Annotated in this window: 19 protein-coding genes; 10 read left to right on the top strand and 9 right to left on the bottom strand. The window is 69.7% G+C overall.

The genetic code is table 11. The features are described from left to right. Nucleotides 1-10 precede the first annotated feature (10 nt). The 4 genes from G7043_RS35260 (at nucleotide 11) to G7043_RS35245 (ending at nucleotide 3,209) form a co-directional block, all read left to right on the top strand. Nucleotides 11-760: an SDR family NAD(P)-dependent oxidoreductase gene (locus G7043_RS35260; RefSeq protein ID WP_166053000.1), complete on the top strand. Its 750-nt coding sequence runs from the start codon at nucleotides 11-13 to the stop codon at nucleotides 758-760. Between the two features lie 68 nt (nucleotides 761-828). Then, the gene (locus tag G7043_RS35255) at nucleotides 829-1,710 is read left to right on the top strand and encodes a hypothetical protein (RefSeq protein ID WP_166052999.1); all 882 of its coding nucleotides are present in this window, start codon (nucleotides 829-831) and stop codon (nucleotides 1,708-1,710) included. A gap of 82 nt (nucleotides 1,711-1,792) precedes the next feature. Continuing rightward, nucleotides 1,793-2,737, top strand: a complete 945-nt coding sequence (locus G7043_RS35250; protein ID WP_166052998.1) for a hypothetical protein — start codon at nucleotides 1,793-1,795, stop codon at nucleotides 2,735-2,737. A 61-nt stretch (nucleotides 2,738-2,798) separates the two neighbouring features. Next, nucleotides 2,799-3,209 (top strand): Calx-beta domain-containing protein, encoded by a 411-nt coding sequence (locus tag G7043_RS35245; protein ID WP_166052997.1) that lies wholly within the window; start codon nucleotides 2,799-2,801, stop codon nucleotides 3,207-3,209. On the opposite strand, the gene G7043_RS35240 is transcribed toward G7043_RS35245, so the two are convergent. Next, nucleotides 3,187-5,970: an AfsR/SARP family transcriptional regulator gene (locus G7043_RS35240; protein WP_313888225.1), complete on the bottom strand. Its 2,784-nt coding sequence runs from the start codon at nucleotides 5,968-5,970 to the stop codon at nucleotides 3,187-3,189. The genes G7043_RS35245 and G7043_RS35240 overlap by 23 nt on opposite strands. Nucleotides 5,971-6,070: 100 nt before the next feature. On the opposite strand from G7043_RS35240, the gene rox reads away from it, so the two are divergent. Continuing rightward, nucleotides 6,071-7,513, top strand: a complete 1,443-nt coding sequence (rox, locus tag G7043_RS35235) for a rifampin monooxygenase (protein WP_166052996.1) — start codon at nucleotides 6,071-6,073, stop codon at nucleotides 7,511-7,513. On the opposite strand, the gene G7043_RS35230 is transcribed toward rox, so the two are convergent. Continuing rightward, nucleotides 7,494-8,069, bottom strand: a complete 576-nt coding sequence (locus G7043_RS35230) for a M15 family metallopeptidase (RefSeq protein WP_166052995.1) — start codon at nucleotides 8,067-8,069, stop codon at nucleotides 7,494-7,496. The two genes, rox and G7043_RS35230, sit on opposite strands and share 20 nt — an antisense overlap. 127 nt (nucleotides 8,070-8,196) lie before the next feature. Beyond that, complete coding sequence (locus tag G7043_RS35225) at nucleotides 8,197-8,652, bottom strand: hypothetical protein (RefSeq protein ID WP_166052994.1); 456 nt, start codon at nucleotides 8,650-8,652, stop codon at nucleotides 8,197-8,199. 113 nt (nucleotides 8,653-8,765) lie between these two features. Between G7043_RS35225 and ppk2 the strand changes: the two genes are divergently transcribed. Then, nucleotides 8,766-9,710, top strand: a complete 945-nt coding sequence (gene ppk2, locus G7043_RS35220; RefSeq protein ID WP_313888224.1) for a polyphosphate kinase 2 — start codon at nucleotides 8,766-8,768, stop codon at nucleotides 9,708-9,710. Here the strand turns inward: ppk2 and crtI are convergent. Both crtI and G7043_RS35210 read right to left on the bottom strand, forming a co-directional pair. Beyond that, a complete protein-coding gene (gene crtI / locus G7043_RS35215) occupies nucleotides 9,701-11,167 on the bottom strand; it encodes a phytoene desaturase family protein (protein WP_313888245.1) in 1,467 nt (488 codons plus the stop codon). The two genes, ppk2 and crtI, sit on opposite strands and share 10 nt — an antisense overlap. Before the next feature lie 17 nt (nucleotides 11,168-11,184). Continuing rightward, a complete protein-coding gene (locus G7043_RS35210; protein ID WP_166052991.1) occupies nucleotides 11,185-12,261 on the bottom strand; it encodes a polyprenyl synthetase family protein in 1,077 nt (358 codons plus the stop codon). 143 nt (nucleotides 12,262-12,404) lie between these two features. Between G7043_RS35210 and G7043_RS35205 the strand changes: the two genes are divergently transcribed. From G7043_RS35205 to G7043_RS35190, 4 genes are all read left to right on the top strand, one after another. After that, nucleotides 12,405-13,331: a phytoene/squalene synthase family protein gene (locus tag G7043_RS35205; RefSeq protein ID WP_166052990.1), complete on the top strand. Its 927-nt coding sequence runs from the start codon at nucleotides 12,405-12,407 to the stop codon at nucleotides 13,329-13,331. Between the two features lie 13 nt (nucleotides 13,332-13,344). Beyond that, a complete protein-coding gene (locus tag G7043_RS35200; RefSeq protein ID WP_166052989.1) occupies nucleotides 13,345-14,307 on the top strand; it encodes a DUF5914 domain-containing protein in 963 nt (320 codons plus the stop codon). Between the two features lie 81 nt (nucleotides 14,308-14,388). Further along, complete coding sequence (locus G7043_RS35195; protein WP_166052988.1) at nucleotides 14,389-14,697, top strand: WhiB family transcriptional regulator; 309 nt, start codon at nucleotides 14,389-14,391, stop codon at nucleotides 14,695-14,697. A 577-nt stretch (nucleotides 14,698-15,274) separates the two neighbouring features. Beyond that, nucleotides 15,275-16,474, top strand: a complete 1,200-nt coding sequence (locus G7043_RS35190) for an HNH endonuclease signature motif containing protein (RefSeq protein WP_166052987.1) — start codon at nucleotides 15,275-15,277, stop codon at nucleotides 16,472-16,474. A gap of 277 nt (nucleotides 16,475-16,751) precedes the next feature. On the opposite strand, the gene G7043_RS35185 is transcribed toward G7043_RS35190, so the two are convergent. Genes G7043_RS35185 through G7043_RS35170 form a run of 4 tightly spaced genes read right to left on the bottom strand, consistent with a single transcriptional unit; the run spans nucleotide 16,752 to nucleotide 19,587 of the window. After that, nucleotides 16,752-18,275 carry an FAD-dependent oxidoreductase gene (locus G7043_RS35185; protein ID WP_166052986.1) on the bottom strand — a complete coding sequence of 508 codons (1,524 nt, stop codon included), beginning with the start codon at nucleotides 18,273-18,275 and terminating at the stop codon, nucleotides 16,752-16,754. After that, entirely contained in the window at nucleotides 18,272-18,964 is a 693-nt protein-coding gene (locus tag G7043_RS35180; RefSeq protein ID WP_166052985.1) for a class I SAM-dependent methyltransferase, read from the bottom strand. The genes G7043_RS35185 and G7043_RS35180 overlap by 4 nt, the downstream gene beginning before the upstream one ends. Beyond that, nucleotides 18,951-19,268: a lycopene cyclase domain-containing protein gene (locus G7043_RS35175; protein WP_166052984.1), complete on the bottom strand. Its 318-nt coding sequence runs from the start codon at nucleotides 19,266-19,268 to the stop codon at nucleotides 18,951-18,953. The genes G7043_RS35180 and G7043_RS35175 overlap by 14 nt, the downstream gene beginning before the upstream one ends. Then, complete coding sequence (locus G7043_RS35170) at nucleotides 19,261-19,587, bottom strand: lycopene cyclase domain-containing protein (RefSeq protein ID WP_166052983.1); 327 nt, start codon at nucleotides 19,585-19,587, stop codon at nucleotides 19,261-19,263. The genes G7043_RS35175 and G7043_RS35170 overlap by 8 nt, the downstream gene beginning before the upstream one ends. Between the last annotated feature and the right edge of the window lie 53 nt (nucleotides 19,588-19,640).

Raw genomic sequence — 19,640 nt, 5'->3', positions numbered from 1 at the left:
GGAGCAGAACATGTTGCTGGAGAACAAGACCGCGGTGATCTACGGGGGCGGCGGCTCGATCGGCGGCGCGATCGCCGACGCCTTCGCCGCCGAGGGGGCGCGGGTGTTCCTGGCCGGCCGGACCCCCGCGAAACTGGAGACGGTCGCGGACCGGATCCGCGCCGCCGGCGGCCAGGTCGAGACGGCGGTGGTCGACGCGATGGACGCCGCCGCGGTGAACGACCACGTCGACTCCGTCGTGGAGAAGACCGGCAGCGTGGACATCTCGATCAACCTCATCACCCTGGAGGGGATCTTCCAGCCGCTGTCCGACATCTCCACGCCCGACTTCGTCGCGGCCATCGGCAAGGCCCTGACCACCCAGCTGATCACCACGAAGGCCGCGGCCCGGCACATGGCGAAGCAGGAGTCCGGGGTGCTGCTGTTCTTCGGCGGCTCGGACCCCTCGAACGCCAGCCCGGGCATGGGCAACGTGCAGGTCGGCTTCGACGCCGTCGAGTCGTTGCGCAGGCAGTGGGCGGCGGAGCTGGCACCGCACGGCGTGCGCACTGTGACGTTGCTGACCGGCGGCATCGTCGACACCTTCCCGGACGTCCCCGAGATGGAGGGGGCCAAGCAGAGCATCATCGACGCGTCACCGCTCAAGCGCGCCGCCACGATGGCCGATGTGGGCGCGGTTGCCGCGTTCGTCGCGTCGGAACGGGGCCGCAGCATCACCTCGACGCAGGTCAACATCTCCTTCGGCGCGTGCCACGGCTGAGCCTGACCGTTGGGCAAAGGGACGCTCACCACGTTGGCCGCGGTCCGGTCCTGTGCCAGGTTGGGCAGATGTTCACCCGATCTTCCCTGGCCACGACCCTGCTCGCCGTCACAGCGGTCGTCGTCCCTGCCCCCGCCTCCGCCCACGCGGACCAGTGGCAACGCGTCGGCACCGGCATCACCGAAGGCGTCAGCGGCCTCGCCGTGCTCACCTCCCGCGGTGACCACGTCGAGGCGCTCTCGGTGATCGACAACAAGAAGCCGGGGCAGGAACGCGTCCGCAGGATCGTCCTCGACGACTACCGCGTCACGGCGGTGCGACCGATGACGTGGCAGGGCGAGATCCCGGTCGACCTGGAAGCGGTCACCCGCGTGCCGAACCGGCCGGGCGAGTACGTCGCGGTGACCAGCGGCAGCCGTGCCTTCCACGTGCGGGTGCGGGGCGACGTCGTCACCGTCCTCGCCCCGTTCGACCTGCCTTCGCACGATCCGCGGGACAACGTGGAGAGCTTCGTGCTGAAGGCCGTCGGCTCCCGGCTCGCCGCGGTGTGGGCCGATCGCGGTGCGGGCATCCGGCCGACCACGCTCTACTCGGCGTACTTCTCGTTGCAGGACCACGAGTTCGGCCCGGTCAGCACGATCAAGTACGACTCCGGCGCGCACGAGGAGACCGTCCGGCACGCGTCCGACATCGCGATCACGCCGACCGGTTCGCTGCTCGTGTCCGGCGCGGTCGATCCCGGCGACGACGGCCCGTTCTCCTCGACGCTGCGAGAGATCGGCCGGTTGGCGCCGCGCAAGGACACCGTCGGCGTCGACCTGGCCCGCCGGCCGCACCTGCTCGGCACGTTCGGCGGGCACAAGATCGAGGCGGTGACCCTGGTGCGCGGCGGTGACGTCCTGCTCGGCACCGACGACGAGAATGACGGCGGCTGGGCGCTGCCGCGCTGACGTCCTGCAACAGCACGACAACCTCGCCACAACGGCACGCCGGTACTTCTTCGGTCGGCAGACCACAACCGAGGAGGACATGGTGAAAGCCAAACTGGCGACGATGCTGGCCGCGTTGCTGGCGATCGCCGCGCTCGTCGCGCCGGCCGCGAGTGCCACGCCGTACTACCGCGACGTCTTCGTGCGCGACAACGTGAGCGACGTCGGCAACGAGCCCAGCACCGGCAGCATCTACTACAGCCCTGACATCAGGGTGTGCCACACGGCGGTGTTCTGCGCTGTGTCGCAGAACCCGGTTGTCGGAGCGAACAACTACGTCTTCGTCACGCTGAGACGCAAGGCGGGCGCCATCGGCAACGTGGACGGCGCCCTCTACCTGTACCACAGCAACATCGGCGGCGGCACGGCGTGGCCGGGCGGTTGGACGTTCATCGGTGCGGCGGGCGCGAGCGTGCCGACGTTCGGCACCACCGTCATGATCACCTGGCCTGGCTGGAACGTCCCCGGCCCCGGGCACTTCTGCCTGCTCGCCAGATGGGTGTCGGGCGCGGATCCGATGACGTTCGGCGAGGTCGCCAACACCCAGCTCAACGCGCAGCGGAACAACAACATCGCGTGGCGCAACGTCGACTCCATCCGGATCCGCCCGTTCGACCGCGTCACCGTGCCCTACACGATGGGCAATCCAGATCGCGTCGAGGCCAGGCAGAGCCTGATCTTCGAGCAGCCCCTGCCGTTCGCCGGCAAGGTGACGATCGACCTCGGACGTGAGCTCGCGGAGCGGTGGAAGGCCTCCGGCCAGAGGGGCGTCGGGGTGAAGCAGGTGGGTGAGACGCAGGTCCAGATCGTCGAACCCAAGTTCGCCCGCATCGACGGGCTGACGCTCAAGGCCGAGGAACGCGTCCAGACCGCGCTGACGTTCGAGACCGGCGAGGAAGCGGGTACCGCCGAGCTGCACGTGCGCCAGGTCGACGTTCAGGGCGTGGATCTCGGTGGGGCGCAGTACCTCGTCAACGAAAAGGAGTGAGTATCAACTTCGGTGGGTCCGTCTCCGTTGAACGGAGCCGGACCCACCGAAGGGGTTGTCGATGAAGACGATCATGGTGTTGTTACTGCTGTTGCTGGGAATCGTGCCCGCACACGGGGCAACGGACTACGCCCTGCCGGACTGCCCGATCGTCGTGGACGCGATCGACGGGCCGGTGCACGAGTCGACGGGGCCCTACACCGCGCTGGTGAAACTGCGCGACTGCGAGGCGAAGCAGAACGTCGAGGTGTCGTACAGGTTCGTCGACGGCACCGCGAAGCAGGGTGAGGACTACCGGGCTCCGCAGAGCGGAACGGTCATGATCAAGGCAGGCCAGAGCCACGCCGGGGTGCCGTACACCGTGCTGCGGGTGACGGACCAGAAGAAGCAGTTCGCTCTGCAGATCACCGCGGTGAAGCCGGGTCAGGTCGGCAAGGCGGTGGCCGTGTTCACGATCGCCGGCAGGAGCTGAACAACGTGACCGCCTGAGCCCAGTGCCGGGCAGCCTCGGTCCACCGCCCGCACCGGCCCTCCAGGTCGGCGAACGTGCGGTGGACCTGGGCCTGCTCGAACTCGTCCGGCGCCTGGGCCCGGGTCGTCAGCGCGGCGGCGAGATGGTCACGGGCGGCGGCGAGGTCACCGAGTGCGAGCTCAGCCTCGGCGAGGTGGCGCAGGGTCTCGGCCTCGCGATGGCGGTCGCCCAGCATGCGGCACACCTCGAGTGCTTTGGCAAGACATTCCCTTGCCACGGCTGGATCTCCGAGCGCCAGCTGGGTGATGCCGAGGCCGGTCAGCGCGTCGGCCTCGAAGCGGTGGTCGGTGACCTCGCGGCTGATCCGCAGCACGTCGCCGAACCAGCGCAGTGCCGGTTCGAGATCGGCGAGCTGGTGGAAGGCGTTGCCCAGCGACATCAGCGTCGCCGCCTCCAGCCTTGCGTTCTGCTTGGCGCGGAACGTTTCCAGTGCCGCGAACAGCGGTGAGACCGCCAGTTCCGGGCGGCCCATCCGGACGTAGGTGTAGCCGAGATTGCGGCGAGCCAGCGCCACGCCCACGTCGTCGCCCGCGGCCCGGTGCACCTCCATCGCCGCGCGGTAGGACTCCAGTGCGAGGTCGAACTGGCGCAGCTCGGAGTGCGCGTTGGCCATGTTGTTGTGCAGCCGGGCTTCCCCGCGCAGGTCGCCCGCTTCGCGCACCAGGACGAGCGCTTGTCGTTGCACCACCATGGCTTCGGCGGTGCGCGAGGTCATCTGCAGGGCGATGCCCAGTCCTCGCAACATCTCGGCCTCGGCTCGCTGGTCGCCGAGCGCGTGGGCGGCCCGGACGGCGTGCTCGCACTGCTCGACGCGCGCCGCCCAGTTGCCGCGTGCCTCGAAGTAGCTCGTCAGCAGGTACGCCAGCTGCCAGGTCTCGCGGTGCAGGCCCGAACGGGCCGCCAGCCGGATCACGTGCAGCAGGTTCTCGCTTTCGGCGTCGAGGTAGGCCAACACCTCCACGCGGTCCGCGATGAACGGGAGGTCGTCGCACCGCGGCCGGGTGACGAGATCGTGGCGCGGGTTGAGAACTTCGTTGGCCGCGTGGACGATCGTGAGATACCGGTCGAGCAGTCGTTCCACGCCGTCGCCGATGTCGCCGCTCTGCCGGGCGAACAGCCGGATCAGGTCGTGCAGCGCGTACCGGCCGTTGCCCATCTCGCTGACGAGGTGCGACGCGACGAGCTCGTCCAGCCCAGGCCCCAGCGCGTCGGCGAGGTCGGCGGAGAAGCTCGCGCCGGGATGTTCGCCGAGCACCCGGAACAGCCGCGCCGCCTGTGGACTGAGCGTGCGGTGCGCGCTGGCGAACACGGTCCGGACCGTGCGGTCGTCCCCGTCGACCGTCAGCACGTCCAACGGGTCGTTGCGGGTCAGTTCGCGCACGAGGTCGGCGATCCGCCTGCCGGGCCGGATCGCGAGCCGCGCGGCCGCGATGCGCAACGCGAGCGGCAATCGTCCACAGTGGACCGCAAGTTCGGAGGTCGCCCCGGACTCGGCGCTCACCCTCGGCTCGCCGAGGATGTCGGTCAGCAGTGCGTGGGCTTCCGGCTCGCTCAACAGGCCGAGGCTCACGGTGTGCACGGCGTGGCGGGTGCCGAGTGCGGACAGCGTGTCCCGGCTCGTGATCAGCAGCAGGTTTCCCTGGTCGCCGGGCACCAGCGGCAGGACGTCCCGCGCACGGCGGACGTCGTCCAGAACGATGAGCACTCTCTTGCCGTGCAACAACGTCCGGTACAGCGCGGCCGGATCGGCGGGCACCCGGTCGGTGGGGATGCCGAGGCCGTGCAGCATCTCGGTCAGCGCCTGGGCCGGCGTGAGCCGTTGCAGGTCCAGGAACACCTGCCCGTCCGGGAAGAGATGGGCGACGCGGTGCGCCCACTCGACCGCGAACGTGGTCTTGCCGACGCCCGCGACACCGGAGACCACGACGATCGGCGGCAGTCCGGCGAGCGCGGCGAACTCGGCGGTGCGACCGGTGAAGTGACCGGCGCGAGCGGGCAGCTGGGCGGGTTTCGCGCTGTGCAGCACGGGATCGCGGCGCAGGATGGCGGTGTGCAGTGCGGTGAGGTCCGGGCCGGGGTCGACGCCGAGCTCGTCGGCGAGCCGGTGTCTGAGCCGTCGGAACACCTCGAGCGCGTCGGCGTGCCTCCCGTCGAGGTGCAACGCCCGCATCAGCAGGCCGACGAGCCGTTCTCTGGTCGGGTGGGCGACCACCAGCCGTTCCAGTTCCTCGATCGCGTTCTGCTGGTCGAGCCGGTCGGCCCAGTACGCCTCCAGCGCCGCGATCCGCTGTTCCCGCAACCGGTCGATCTCCGCCCGGCCCCACCCGAACAGCTCCGTGCCGGCCAGCGGCTCACCCCGCCACAGGCCGAGGTCCCTGGTGCGGTCGAACGTCTCCGCGTCGACGGACGCGTCGAGCTGGTAGCCGCCCGGCTTGGTCAGGAGCGCGCCGGGCATGCCGCAGTCGGCGAGCACTTGCCGCAGCCGCGCGACATGGCTGTGCAACGACCGCACGGCCGTGCGCGGTGGATCATCGCCCCACAGCACGTCCACGAGACGGTCGACCGGGACCGGTGTGCCGGCGCGCAGGGCGAGCACCGCGACGATGCTGCGCTGCCGGGCACCGCTCAACACCGCGCGCCCGTGCGGGCCGCACACCTCGACCGGCCCGAGGATCCGGACCTCACCACCTGATCCCCTCACAGCGCGTACGTTAGCCCGCGCATATCGCTTGCGGCATCACCTGGACGACCCCACAATCGGCCGCCGGCATCGGCTGATCGGAAAGACGAACGGGTGGTTCATGTTCGATGTGATCATTGCCGGAGGCGGGCCGACCGGCACGATGCTGGCCGCCGAACTCCGGCTGCACGACGTGCGCGTTCTCGTGCTGGAGAAGGAAACCGAGCACGTGTCGTCGTTCGTCCGCGTGGTGAGCCTGCACATGCGCAGCCTGGAGATCATGGCGATGCGCGGACTGCTGGACCGTTTCCTGGAACGCGGCAGGCAGCGTCCGGTCGGCGGTGTCTTCGCCGCCATCCCCAAGCCCGCGCCCGAAGGCCTGGATTCCGCTTACCTGCTGGGCATCCCGCAGCCGGTCGCCGATCGGCTGCTCGAAGCCCATGCGATCGAACTGGGCGCACAGGTCCGGCGCGGTTGTGCGGTGGCCGGTTTCGAGCAGGACGACGAGGGCGTCACCGTCGAACTGGCCGACGGAGAGCGACTCCGAACGCGTTACCTCGTCGGCTGTGACGGCGCGCGCAGCACCGTGCGCAAAGCGCTCGGCGTCGGCTTTCCCGGCGAGCCCTCGCGCAACGACACGCTGATGGGCGAGATGGCGGCGACCGCGTCCCAGGAGGAGATCGCCGCCAGGGTGGCCGAAGTCCACGAGACCGACAAGGTGTTCAGTCTCAGCCCCTTCGGCGAGGGGATCTATCGCGTCGTGGTCTCCGTCGCGGGAGTCAGCGAGGACCGCGCGGAACCGCCCACCATCGAGGATTTCCGCCAGCAGCTGCGCGCCGTCGCCGGAACGGATTTCGGCGTGCACTCCCCGCGCTGGCTGTCCCGGTTCGGCGACGCGACCAGGCTGGCCGAGCAGTATCGGGTCGGCCGGGTGCTGCTGGCCGGCGACGCCGCGCACATCCATCCGCCCGCCGGTGGCCAGGGCCTGAACCTGGGCGTGCAGGACGCGGTGAACCTCGGCTGGAAGCTGGCCGCGCAGATCCACGGCTGGGCACCGGAAGGGTTGCTGGACAGCTACCACGCCGAACGTCATCCGGTCGCGGAAGCCGTGCTGGACAACACCCGCGCTCAGGTGGCGCTGCACTCCCCCGAACCGGGCGCGCGGGCCGTGCGCAGACTGCTCACCGAGCTCATGGACTTCGACGAGGTGAACCGGCACCTCATCGAGAAGATCATCGCGATCGGGATCCGCTACGACTTCGGCCCCGGCCCCGACCTGCTCGGCCGCCGCCTGCCCGACGTCGACCTGTTACAGGGCAGCCTCTACGACCGGCTGCGCCGGGGTCGCGGCCTGGTGCTCGACCGCACCGAACGGCTGACCGCCGAAGGCTGGTCGGACCGGGTCGACGTCATCGCGGATCCCACCGCGGCACTGGACGTTCCGGCCGTTCTGCTGCGTCCCGACGGACACGTCGCCTGGATCGGCGAACACCAGCAGGACCTGAACGACCACCTCGCCCGCTGGTTCGGCGCACCGTCGCCGGTCAGCCGGGCGGATCGCTGATCGGCTGGGGACACTGGCCACCACGGGTCGTCAGGAGCTCGAAGTGCCACATTTCGTGGGCGTACGCCTGGCACAGCCCGTAGTCCGCGCCGTGCTGGACGAGCCAGTCGGCGGCGGCGGTCGGGCCGATGTCGATGGCCTGACCCGTCACGTGCTTCGACTTCTCCGGCGGGTGCACCCACCGCCGGGCTTCCGCCTCGCTGCGGTACAGGGCGATGGCCTCGTCCAGCAGCCGCTGCTGGTACTCGGCGCTGCGCCACCCGGAGGTCACCTTCAGCTCCACGCCACGGGCCTGGGCGTCCACCGCGGCCTCGCGCACCGCCGCCAGCAACGCCGGGTCGAGGTTCGCGATGGCGGCGTGCCCGCTGTCGTTCAACGAGATGCTCTCGTTCTTCGGAATGCTGCCGTCTCCAGCGACGCGGACCGGCGTGGGCGCGGACGGGCCTCCACCGGCCGGGCCACCATCAGGCGCTGACGCGCAAGCAGCGGTCACGAGGACGAGCGCGGCGACGAACGGAATCCGAAGTCCTTTGCTGCCAGGAGCTCCACCTGCCACGGTCTGCCCTCCTCATCAGTGGTGCCGAAGTCCGGCACCACTGACACTGCAGGAGTCATGTCCCCAGCCCGCGCGCGGAATGTGCGCATTGTGCAACGAGTTGTCGACAGAACCGCTCGGTCGCGCTTTACGCGTAAGGATTGCGCCCGGAAAGCCCGCCCACCTTGCACGGACCGTTCGCCGCGTCACGGCAGACGACGACACCGAAATAGGTGATCGAGTCACCGCTGATCGACCACTTCAGGTCGTTGTACTTCGTGTTGTCCTCCTTGTCGCAACCGGAGTGGTCGTACCGGCGCGTCGGCGTCGTGTCGGGGTGCAGCGACCCGTTGTAGAACAGGAAGTAGGCGTAGACCGGCTTGGCGTCGCAGCCCCAGTCCGACACGATCAGGTCGATGTTCGCGATCGAGCTGCGCCCGGTCCAGTCGAACGACGCCCCGGCGTAGCCGTAGTCCTGCGCCGAGTAGATGAAGTCCGACACGGCGGCACTGGCCGGAGGCGCGGTCACCAGGGCGGCCGAGAGCGCTACCACGGCGGTGGCCGCGACCCGGCCAGCGATCCTGCTGAAGGTTCTGGAGATCATGGCGGGCAGTCAACAGTGCGAGCCACCCGCGCAGAAGCCTTTGCTCCTCCGTGCAAAACCTCCGCAGACCCGGCCACGGTTTCACCGCCGTTACGCCGGGTATGTACGAATTCGTGACCGACCTGACCGACCTGACCAAGGGGTACACGGCCGAGTTCCCGGACGCCGACGAACCGGTGCTGCGCGACGCGAACGGCCGCGAGGTGCTCACGTGGCAGGAGAACTACCCGTTCACCGAACGGATGTCCCGTCCCGAGTACGAACGCCTCAAACGGCGGTTGCAGATCGAGCTGCTGAAACTCCAGTACTGGGTGACCGAGACCGGACAACGTCTCGTCATCCTCTTCGAGGGCCGTGACGCCGCCGGCAAGGGCGGCACCATCAAACGGTTCACCGAGCACCTCGATCCCCGCGGCGCGCGGATCGTCGCCCTCGGCAAGCCGAGCGAGCGCGAGCGGGGCGAGTGGTACTTCCAGCGCTACGTCCGCGAGCTGCCCACGGCGGGCGAGATCGTGCTGTTCGACCGGTCCTGGTACAACCGCGCGGTCGTCGAACACGTCATGGGGTACTGCACGAAGGACGAGTACGAGCTGTTCATGCGGCAGGCACCGGATTTCGAACGGATGCTCGTCGACGACGGGGTGCTGCTGGTGAAGCTGTGGTTCTCGGTGTCCCGCAACGAACAGCGGACCCGCTTCGTCATCCGGCAGATCGACCCGGTGCGGCAGTGGAAGCTCAGTCCCAACGACATCAAGTCGCTGGACCGCTGGGACGACTACACCGAGGCGAAGGTCGCCATGCTGCGCGCCACGGACACCGAGATCGCGCCGTGGACGGTCGTCAAGAGCAACGACAAGAAGCGCGCCCGGATCGAGGCCATGCGCAGCGTGCTCGCCCGCTTCGACTACGACGACAAGGACCTCGACGTGGTCGGCACGCCGGACGTTCGCGTCGTCGGGCCCGCGGCCACGCTGCTGGAGGAGGGCGAGGACGACACCGCGCTCAGCCCCACCCCCATCGCGCCCAGCACCGAGCCGGGCCCCGGGCTTCATCCCTGACGCCGCAGCCTGCCCGCCGCGAGCCGGCCCGAGATGAGCACCGGCGGGATGCCGACACCGGGTGTGGTGCCGCTGCCGGCCAGCACGACGTTGCCGTCGCGGAACGGCAGGTTGCCCGGCCGGAACGGACCGGTCTGGGCGAAGGTGTGGGCGGCGGAGAACGGCGTGCCCGCGGCCTGGCCGTCGCGCGCCCAGTCGTCCGGCGTGATCACGGCGAGCGGTTCGGGGTCGACGAGGAGTTTGCGCGCGGACATCTCCTCGACGAGCTCCGCCGCGTACCGGTGTGCCAGCGCGTCCCAGCGGATCGCGGCGCTGTCCAGGTTGGGGCACGGGGCCAGCAGGTACTGCAGGTGCCTGCCCTCCGGCGCGAGGCCGGGGTCGGTGAGCGTCGGGGTGGTGAGCAACAGCGAGGGATCGCTCATCAGCTTGCCCTGCCGGATGATCTCGTCGAACGTGCCGTCCCAGCTCTCGCCGAAGGAGATCGTGTGGTGTGCCAGGTCGTCGGCCACGCGGGCGGCGCTCAGGTGCACCACCACCGCGGACGGCGACCAGCGCAACGGCCTGAGCCGGCGTGGCTCGCCGTGCAGCAACCGGGTGCTCTGGGCCGGTCCGGTCGCGAGAACGACGGCGTCACAAGGGAAACGGTCGTCGGCGGTGCGCACGGCGCCGACCCGGTGTCCCCTGCGTTCGAGCTCCTCTACTTCCACGCCGTAGTGGAACCGCACCCCGGCGCGGGAAGCCGCGTCGGCCAGGGCCTGTGGCACGGCACGCATGCCTCCGCGCGGGAACCACACGCCGGCCACGGTGTCCATGTAGGCGATCACGGCGTAGGCAGCGAGGGCGTCTCGCGGTGCGACGCCGGCGTAGAGCGACTGGAAGGTGAAGACGCGCCGCAGCCGTTCGTCGTGCAGGAACTTCCCCACGGCACGGGCTAGTGAGCCGAAGCCGCCCAGCCGGGCGAGCGTGACCAGCTCCGGTCCCACCAGGTCGAACGGCGAGTCGAAGCTCGCGCCGATGAACCTGTCGCGTTCGGCCCCGTACAGCTTGGTCAGCCACGCCCGCAGATCGCGATATCCCTGGGCTTCTCGCCCGCCCGCGAAGTCGTGCACCGCCTGTTCCATGCGGTCCGCGTCGGTGTGCACGTCGAGTGCGGTGCCGTCGGCGAACGTCGCGCGGTAGGCGGGGTGCAACGGCAGCAGTTCGAGGTGCTCTTCGCGCCGCTGCCCCACCGCCGCGAAGGCCTCGTCCAGCAGTTCCGGCATGGTCAGCACGGTCGGGCCGGTGTCGATCCGATGGCCGGCCAGGTCGAGACGGCCGGCGAGCCCGCCCGGATGCGGCTGCCGTTCGAGCACGGTCACCTCGTGGCCCGCGCCGCGCAGATGTAGCGCCGCCGACAGGCCCGCGAGACCCGCACCGACCACGACCACGCGGTCCGTGCGTCCTTTCACCACGTGCACCACTGCGCTCTCCTCGCTCAGGTCGTCCGCGCCACGGCACGGCTCGCGAGGCGCATCAGCTCGTGGCGCGCGCCGTCGTCGATCACCGCGCGGTCCAGGGCCGCGAGGCCGGAGCTGGCCAGTGCCCCGATGTGCTTTTCCACAGCCGCGACGGCACCGAGCTCCACCAGCAACGCGCGGACGTCGTCAACGGTCCGTTCGCCGATCGCCGACCCCTCGAGGCATCGTCGTAACAGCCTCTGGGCCGCGGGCTTGCCGTGAGCGAGCGAGAGGGCGATCGCCATCAACGGCGTTCGCTTGCCCTCCCTCAGGTCCTCCCCCACTGGCTTGCCCGTGACCGAGGAGTCGCCGAACACGCCGATCAGGTCGTCCCGCAGCTGGAAGGCCACCCCGATGTCGTGACCGTACCCGCGCAGGCACCGCACGACGTCGTCGTCGGCACCGGCCAGCGCGGCCCCGAGGTGCAGCGGCCGTTCGACGGTGTAGGCGGCGGTCTTCAACGCGGCCACCCGGACGGCGTGTTCGAGGGATTCCTCGCGCCGGGCCACGGCCAGCAGGTCGAGGTGCTGCCCGGTGATCATCTCGGTCCGCATGGCCTGCCACGGCGGCCAGGCGCGGCCCAGCGCGTCGGCGGGCAGACCTGCGGTCACCAGCGCGTCGTCCGCCCACGCCAGGGCGAGGTCGCCGACCAGGATCGCCGCCGAGTCGCCGTACTGGCGGGCGCTGGCCGCCCACCGTTCGTGGCGGTGCCGGGCCGCGAACGACTCGTGCACCGACGGCCTGCCCCGTCTGGTCTTCGAGCGGTCCATCACGTCGTCGTGCACCAACGCGCAGCACTGCAGCATTTCCAACGCCACCAATGCGCGCACCACGGCGTCGGCCTGCGCCTGGCCACCCGCGGCCCGCCATCCCCACCACGCGAAGGTGGGCCGGATTCTCTTGCCACCGGCCAGGATCAACTGCCGGAGTTCCCCGGCGAGCTCGGGCGCGAGGTCCTCCCTGGCCCGCAGGAAGTCGTGCAGCGCCTCGTCGAGGAGGACGCGGAAGTCGTCCACCCGCGACGGGCAGGTGTCCACGCTGGTCAGCAGCGACATCGGCGTTCCCTCGGGAGTCGGTGGGAGTTCGGTGTTCCGAGCTAAGCAGCGCGGCCGGGGGTCTGCATGATGAGCGCCGCCGTTGTGCGGGGAGCAACTCGCAGACTTAGCGTTGAAGCACGTTCTCCTTGAAGGGACTGCTGATGTCGGCTGAGCGCGAACTGGACGCCGCGGGTGTCACCGCACCGGCGCTGCGCGACGCGTACCGGCGTTGCCGTGCGCTCAACGCACAGCACGGACGTACCTATTACCTGGCAACGAGATTGCTCAGTCCGGAGCAACGTCCCGCCGTCCACGCGCTGTACGGGTTCGCCCGGTGGGTGGACGACGTCGTCGACGACGTCCACAGTGGACCGGATGAGAAGTCGGCGGCCCTCGGCGCGATCGACGAGCGGCTGCGGGCCGCCCTGACCGACCGGTCGACCGACGACCCGGTGCTGGCGGCGTTGATCGACACCGTGCACCGCTACGACATCCCGGTCCGGCACTTCCAGGACTTCATGGCGTCCATGCGGATGGATCTCACCGTCACCGACTACCCCGCTTTCGCCGATCTCGAACGATATGTGCACGGATCCGCCGCGGTGATCGGCCTGCAGGTGTTGCCGGTGCTCGGGACCACCGTGCCCCGCGCGGACGCCGAACCCGCCGCGGCCGCGCTCGGCGTCGCCTTCCAGCTGACCAATTTCATCCGCGACGTCGGAGAGGACCTCGACCGCGGCCGGGTCTACCTGCCCGCCGACGAGCTCGCGGCGTTCGGCGTCGATCGCGAACGGCTGCTGCACGCGCGCGCCACAGGCCGGGCGGACCAGCAGGTCCGGGCCGCGCTGCGCGACCAGGTGCGGCGAGCGCGCGAGGTCTACGCGCGGGCGTGGCCGGGCATCGGGATGCTCGCGCCGCGCTCACGGCCGTGCGTGCTCACCGCCTATCGGCTCTACGGACGCATTCTCGACCTCGTCGAGGACGCGGACTGCGACGTGCTGTCGCGCCGCGTCGCCGTGTCCAACGGCAGGCGCCTCGCCGTCGCCCTGCCCGCCCTGGCCAGGGCGGTGTTCGCCCGTGCCGCCTGACGAGAGGACTTCCATGCGCGACCGCATTCCACTGCGGGTCTACTCGAGCCCGCCGTGGCGCGATCAGCGCCCGACCTGGCAGGACGCGAAGCCGGCGCTGATCGAGGCCGCGCTCAAACGGGCCATCGCGCGCCCGTCCGGCAACTGGTTCGTCGCCGGGGCCAGCAGGGACGTCGTGCGCGGCAAACCGTGCGGCCGCACCATCGCCGGACAGGAGATCGTGCTCTGGCGCGGGCCGCACAACGCGCTCATGGCGGGTTCCGGCGCGTGCCCGCATCTGGGCGCTCCGCTGTGCGACGGTGCCGTGGCCGAAGGAAAGCTGATCTGCCGCTGGCACGGCCTCGCGCTCGACGGCACCCGCTTCGGCGCGTGGACGCCCTACCCCGCACACGACGACGGCGTGCTGGTGTGGGTCCGGCTGGACCGCGCCGGGGGCGAGGAGCCGCTGCCCGCTCCGGTGCTGCCGGAGCGGCCGCCGGCGGGTTCGATCGACGCCGTCGCCACGCTGGCCGGCCGCTGCGACCCGGAGGACGTGGTCGCCAACCGGCTCGATCCCTGGCACGGCGCCTGGTTCCACCCGTACTCGTTCGCCAACCTGCACGTGCTGGAGACCCCGACCGAGGCCGAGGACCGCTTCCTGGTCGAGGTCACCTTCCGGCTGGCCGGCCGCGTCGGCGTGCCGGTCGTCGCCGCGTTCACCTGCCCGGAACCGCGCACCGTCGTGATGCACATCGTCGAGGGCGAAGGTGCGGGCAGCGTCGTCGAAACGCACGCGACCCCGATCCGCGACGGCCGCACCGCCGTGGTGGAGGCGACCATCGCGCACTCGGACCGACGCGGTTTCGCGCTGGCCAGGCCTGCTGCCGGCGCGTTGCGCCCGGTCATGCGCTGGGCGGCGGCCCGGTTGTGGCGCGACGACCTCGCCTACGCCGAACGCCGGTACGCACTGCGCCGGACGGGCCGGTTCCCCGACTGACCCGGCTCAAGTTGCACCGATTCTGAGTCGATTTTACGATGGCAGATGTCATCGAGGTCGACCCAACAGAGGACGTGCGTCATGCCTGAACTGTCCCGTCTGCCTCAGCCGGTCGCGGAGTCGTGGGACTGGCAGCTCGCCGGCCTGTGCCGCGGCATGGACAGCACCTACTTCTTCCACCAGCCCAACGAACGCGGCGCCGCCCGCGACCAGCGCGAGGCCACGGCGAAGGCCATCTGCCAACGTTGCCCGGTCATGCAGAAATGTCGATCACACGCGCTGGAGGTGCACGAAACCTTCGGCATCTGGGGTGGACTCGGGGAAAGCGAGTTGAGAGCGATGCTCGCGGAACGCGCCCGCAAACCGCGACCCACCCACCGCGCGCGGTAGCGGGAATGCTCGACAACGCCCCCACCACACCGAAGACGTGGGACCAGCGCTACGACCTGGGACCGTCCACCCGCACCGATCAGCGCCGACGAAGCTCATCGCCGCTCACGGCGTCGTGCCCGCGTTGGAGTCGGTGCTCGTGCCGTGTCTGGCGGAACTGGACGAACACGTGCCGACTGGAAGCACTCGGCGCCGCACTGTCCGAACAGGACTGTCTTTGACACAACCTCGGCGCGCGAGCGCCGGCCGAGGCGTTGTGCGACGCGGTGACCAAGCCAGGCCCCGCCGCGGTGCTGATCTGGGCGCACCGAACGGATCTCGCGGGCCGGGTCATTTCATCGCCGCTTCGCGACGATTGCGATTGGGGCTTGACTTCGGGGCCCTTGCGAGGTGCTTATCGGCCTGTAAAAGCCGGGCTGATAGAGCGCCCGGCCGATCCGAACACGGTAGCACCTCGCACCCAAAGTCAAGCCCCAATCGCGCGATGGTCGCCTTATCACCGCTTGGTCAGCGGTTCACTCTATCGTGGTCGCCTTTAGGCGTTATCCCGTCGTGATCTTGCGGTAAAGTAGAACACGTGATCGAAACCCGACTCCTCCCCACCGACGAGCTGCTGCGCAGTCTCGTTGATGAGGTGGTGGAGATTCGGGTTCGTGAGAATGCTGTCTTGCAGATGATTGCCGAGTTGGATCGGCGTGGGGCCGCGGGCGAGCTCGGGTACAAGAATTTGCCGCAGGTGTTGCGGCACGCGGTCCGCTGGGATCTTACGACGGCCAAGAAATGGGTCGCGAATGCCGGGCTTTTGAGCAGTGAGATCACCCCGACTGGCAGCGAACTCGCCCCCGAACTACCCGTGACCGCCGAGGCCGTGGCCGAGGGTGCGTTGTCGGTCGAGCACGTCACAGTGGTCGCCGAGGTGATGAAGGCCCTGCCCGCCGAAGCCGAAGAGTCCGTGGTGGGCTTCGCTCGCGAGCACGAGCCCAATGCGGTGCGCAAGTTCGGCAAGGACCTGGCCTACCGGCTCTACCAGAACGACCCCGAGCCGCGTGATCCCGCGCCCGCGCCGCAGGTCAACCAGCATGTGATGAGCTGGAAGAACGGCCAGCTGGAGATCAAGGCCCTGCTGGACACGGTGACTGGCGCCAAGTACCAGGCGCTGCTGGACCCACTGGCCAAGCCACGCCCGGAGACCGCCGAGGACGGCCCCGACCTGCGGCCACGGGCCGAACGTGAAGGTGACGCGCTGGCCGAGCTGGTCGATCTGATGCTGCGTGCCGACCAGCTGCCCGAACACGGCGGCGAACCGGTCACCCTCACCGTGACCATGCGCTACGACGACCTCGCCAATCAGGTCGGTCAGGCCACGCTGGACAACGGCGAGCGCATCCCGGCCGACCAGGTCCGCCAACTGGCGTGCAGTGCGGGCATCATCCCGCTGCTGCTGGGCGCCCAGTCCCAGCCGATGGACATCGGCCGCAAGACTCGTACCTTCACCGCCGGAATCCGCCGGACCCTCGTCGCCAGAGATGGAGGCTGCGCTTTTCCCGCGTGCGGCAGACCACCCAGACAATGCGACGGCCACCACGTGCGCCACTGGTCGGACGGCGGCGACACGTCCGTCGACAACGCCGTCCTACTGTGCCGCTCGCATCACACGCTCATCCACCAAAGTGAATGGGACGTGACAATGGAGCACGGCATCCCCACGTTCTACCCTCCCCGCTGGCTCGACGAAAACCGCAAACCCCGGAGAAATCTTCTCCATACCGCCGCCTGATCGCCCCACCGGCCTCGGTGGGGCGAAGGCGAAGCCGAGCCGTCAAAGGTCTGATGCCACGCCGGGAAGCGGTCATAAAGCGACCACCGCGCGATTGGGGCTTGACTTTGGGTGTGAGGTGCTACCGTGTTCGGATCGGCCGGGCGCTCTATCAGCCCGGCTTTTACAGGCCGATATGCGCCTCGCAAGGGCCCCGAAGTCAAGCCCCAATCACAATCGTCGCGAAGCGACGATGAAATGACCCGGCCCGTCGATGGCCGTCTGGCGGGGCAACCATCTAGCACGTTCGCCAGCGGCGGGCGACCGCACGCAGCACCGGCACGCGCCCCTCGGTCGGCACGGTCCACAGATCAGCACCCGCCACGCCCCAACGGCTCAACAGCTGGTTCGCCGCAGCGAATCCCGTGGTCGCCGCCCGTTCCATGAGCGCAACCGGCAGATCGATCCGCACCAGATCACCCGCCACCACGAGGAAATCGTCCGGTGTCGTCACTCCCGGCCTGCGCGCATAGCCACCGGCCGGAAACAACGGGCAGTCCTCACGCAGCTCGTGCCGTTCGTCAACGATCCCGGCCCGTTTCGTCTCGGGATAGACCTCGGTCAACTGCTCCCAGAGCCGAGCACGGGCCGCTTCTTCGTCCACATCGGACGGCAACGCGTAGCCGTGCAGCTCCACCACCGCGCCACCGGTGCGCGCGGCCCACGCCCGCGCCTCGTGTTCGTAGTGGTTGAGAACGCTGATGTTGTCGAGCAGGTCGTGCCCGCTGGTGCCCAGAAAGCCCGGCCGGTCCGGGTCCACCGGCGTGTCCAGCCAGTACCTCGACACGAGGAACCGGGGTGCGGTGCGCAGCTCACCGACCTGGGAGCGCCACGCCGCGTCTGCCAGCGTTGGTGACGCTCCGACGAGGGCGCGCAGGCCGGGGACGTCGGCGGCGAGCACCACGGCGTCCGCCTCGATCGAGCCGTCGCCGATGGTGACCGAGAAGCGCTTGTGCTCGCCCGGCTGCACAGAACCGACCTCGACGCCGGTGCAGACCGTCGAGCCCAGCGACGCGAGGTGGCGGCGCAGCGGCTCCCACAGGCCGTGCGGGAACGGGTCGGCCGCGACGTCGAACAGCAGGCCCTCGGCGGAACCGAGGAAGTAGATGTGGAACATCACCGCGAGTTCGGCTGCCGACATCTGGGTGGGGTGCACGAAGAAGCTGCGGGAGAACACCTCGAAGGCGAGGGCGTGCGCGGCTTGCGGGAACCGGATCCGTTCCAGGTAGGAGGCGGCGTCGAGGCCGTCGAGCTCCTCGTACACCCGCGGCACCGACACGTCGAGCAGTGACAGCGCCACACGCGCGTTGACCTGCGGCAGGTCTCGCCAGTGGAACGTGGGGCTGCCGCGCAGAAACGCGAGCGCGTTCCACGGCACGGCCGTCGGCAGCCCGGCGAAACCGTCGCGGTGGCCGGAGGCGTGTTGCAGCGGGTAGTCCGGCAAGCCGGTCAACGCGCGGCCTGCCGGGTCGACGCGTTTCAGCAACGCCCTCAAGTTGTAGTACTGCCGGAAGAACGCGTGAAAGCCGCGGGTCATCGTGGCTTCGCTGCCGTCGGCGAGCCTGGTGCTCCAACCGCCGACGCGACCGCCCAGGTAGTTCTCCCGTTCGCAGAGCACGACCCGTGCCCCGCGTTCGGCGAGCAGCGTCGCCGCGGACAGTCCGGCGATGCCACCGCCGACCACCACGACCGCGGGGGCGTCCCCGTTGAACTGCGCACGCCCGGCCGGCGCCGGGATCCGAACGGCCTTGCGATCCCTCACCGTTGCTCCTGCTCTGGCTTGTGGCCGGCGAACGTGTGCACCACTCCGAGTTGCAGACCGGGCACGGGTGCGCTGCGCACGCCGACGAACCCGTTGCGGCGCAAGCGGTCGCGCAGCGCGGTCGCACCGTCGAAGTCCATCACGCTGCGCCACAGGTAGGTGTAGAGCGACCGGTCGCCGGTGACCAGCCACCCGGCCGGGACGATGAACCCGCACAGCACCGTCCACAGTGCCGTGCTCACCATCGAGTCCCGCACCGAATACTCGTGCAACACCAACGGCGCACCGGGTTTCAGCAACGAGCGAACCCGCCGCAGCAACCCGTCCGGCTCCGGCAGGTTGCGCACCAGGTACGCGGCGAACACCGCGTCGAACTGTCCCTCGTCCACGTCCTCGGCGCGGCTGTGCACGAACCTCACCCGGTCCGGCCAGCGCTTCTCCCGGGCCCGCGCCAGCATGCCCTCCGACGCGTCCACGGCCACGATCTCCACGCCGGGTGACGCCGCGACCAGCGCCGCCGTGGAGGCGCCCGTACCGCAGCCGAGGTCGAGCACCCGCATGCCCGGACGGAGGCGGAGCGCCCGGGCCGACCGGCGCAACGCCTGGTGATAGCCGGGGTTGAGTCCGACGAGGAAGTCGTACCCACGAGCGGCGCGGGTGAACTTCCCCGGTACCTCAAGCTTGTTCACGTGCCAGCCTTCCCCGTTCCCACAGCAGCAGCACAGCGGTGACCATGGCGAAGCCGTAGAGGAAGTCCTCCACCGGGATGTCCCACGGCACCCGCAGCCCGCTGATCGCCCAGTCCGCGTACAGCACGACGGGTGCGTCCAGTTTGGTCAGCCATCCGTCGACCGGCACCTGGAAACCGAGCACGATCAGCATCGTGACCCAGTAAGCGGGCCGCTTGAACAACCCCGTGCGCAGCACGCACAGTTCGAGCAGCAGCACCACGACCACCGCGGCGGCCGCGGCGAACAGGTACTCCCTAAACATCGCGCAACCAGCGTTCCGAACGTCCGCGCACGGCCTCGTAGGTCAGCACCGCACACAGTGGAATGGCCACGAAGAACAGGACTTCCTCGATCGGCAGCACGCCACCGATCGTCACGCCGGTCGTGGCCTCGGGGTGGAAGCTCCAGTGTCCACGCAGAATCGCTATGACGTCCCACACCGCAAGAACGAGCAGCACCGGAGCGATGGCGCGCGCCAGCTCCGGGCCACGCCGGTAGACGCCGCGTCCCATCCACTCCAGCGGCACCGTGATGAGCACGCACGCACCCAGCACCACCAGGTACTCGAACTGGCTTCGCATCACCGACCTCCCACCTCGACCGTATGGGTGGCGCGGCGGGTCTGCACAACGGC

The organism is Lentzea alba (assembly GCF_011067745.1).
In the GTDB taxonomy this organism is placed as follows: Bacteria; Actinomycetota; Actinomycetes; order Mycobacteriales; family Pseudonocardiaceae; genus Lentzea; species Lentzea alba.
Note: the sequence above shows the minus strand (reverse complement) of the source record. Positions and strands in the feature narration are given on the sequence as shown.

Bases quoted from the DNA above. Each gene is read 5' to 3' on its own strand.
- G7043_RS35200 (WP_166052989.1), top strand. From the start codon at position 13,345: ATGCGCGACCGCATTCCACTGCGGGTCTACTCGAGCCCGCCGTGGCGC.
- G7043_RS35195 (WP_166052988.1), top strand. From the start codon at position 14,389: ATGCCTGAACTGTCCCGTCTGCCTCAGCCGGTCGCGGAGTCGTGGGAC.
- G7043_RS35225 (WP_166052994.1), bottom strand. From the start codon at position 8,652: ATGATCTCCAGAACCTTCAGCAGGATCGCTGGCCGGGTCGCGGCCACC.
- G7043_RS35175 (WP_166052984.1), bottom strand. From the start codon at position 19,268: ATGTTTAGGGAGTACCTGTTCGCCGCGGCCGCCGCGGTGGTCGTGGTG.
- G7043_RS35245 (WP_166052997.1), top strand. From the start codon at position 2,799: ATGAAGACGATCATGGTGTTGTTACTGCTGTTGCTGGGAATCGTGCCC.
- G7043_RS35260 (WP_166053000.1), top strand. From the start codon at position 11: ATGTTGCTGGAGAACAAGACCGCGGTGATCTACGGGGGCGGCGGCTCG.
- G7043_RS35205 (WP_166052990.1), top strand. From the start codon at position 12,405: ATGTCGGCTGAGCGCGAACTGGACGCCGCGGGTGTCACCGCACCGGCG.
- G7043_RS35210 (WP_166052991.1), bottom strand. From the start codon at position 12,261: ATGTCGCTGCTGACCAGCGTGGACACCTGCCCGTCGCGGGTGGACGAC.
- G7043_RS35255 (WP_166052999.1), top strand. From the start codon at position 829: ATGTTCACCCGATCTTCCCTGGCCACGACCCTGCTCGCCGTCACAGCG.
- G7043_RS35170 (WP_166052983.1), bottom strand. From the start codon at position 19,587: ATGCGAAGCCAGTTCGAGTACCTGGTGGTGCTGGGTGCGTGCGTGCTC.
- rox (WP_166052996.1), top strand. From the start codon at position 6,071: ATGTTCGATGTGATCATTGCCGGAGGCGGGCCGACCGGCACGATGCTG.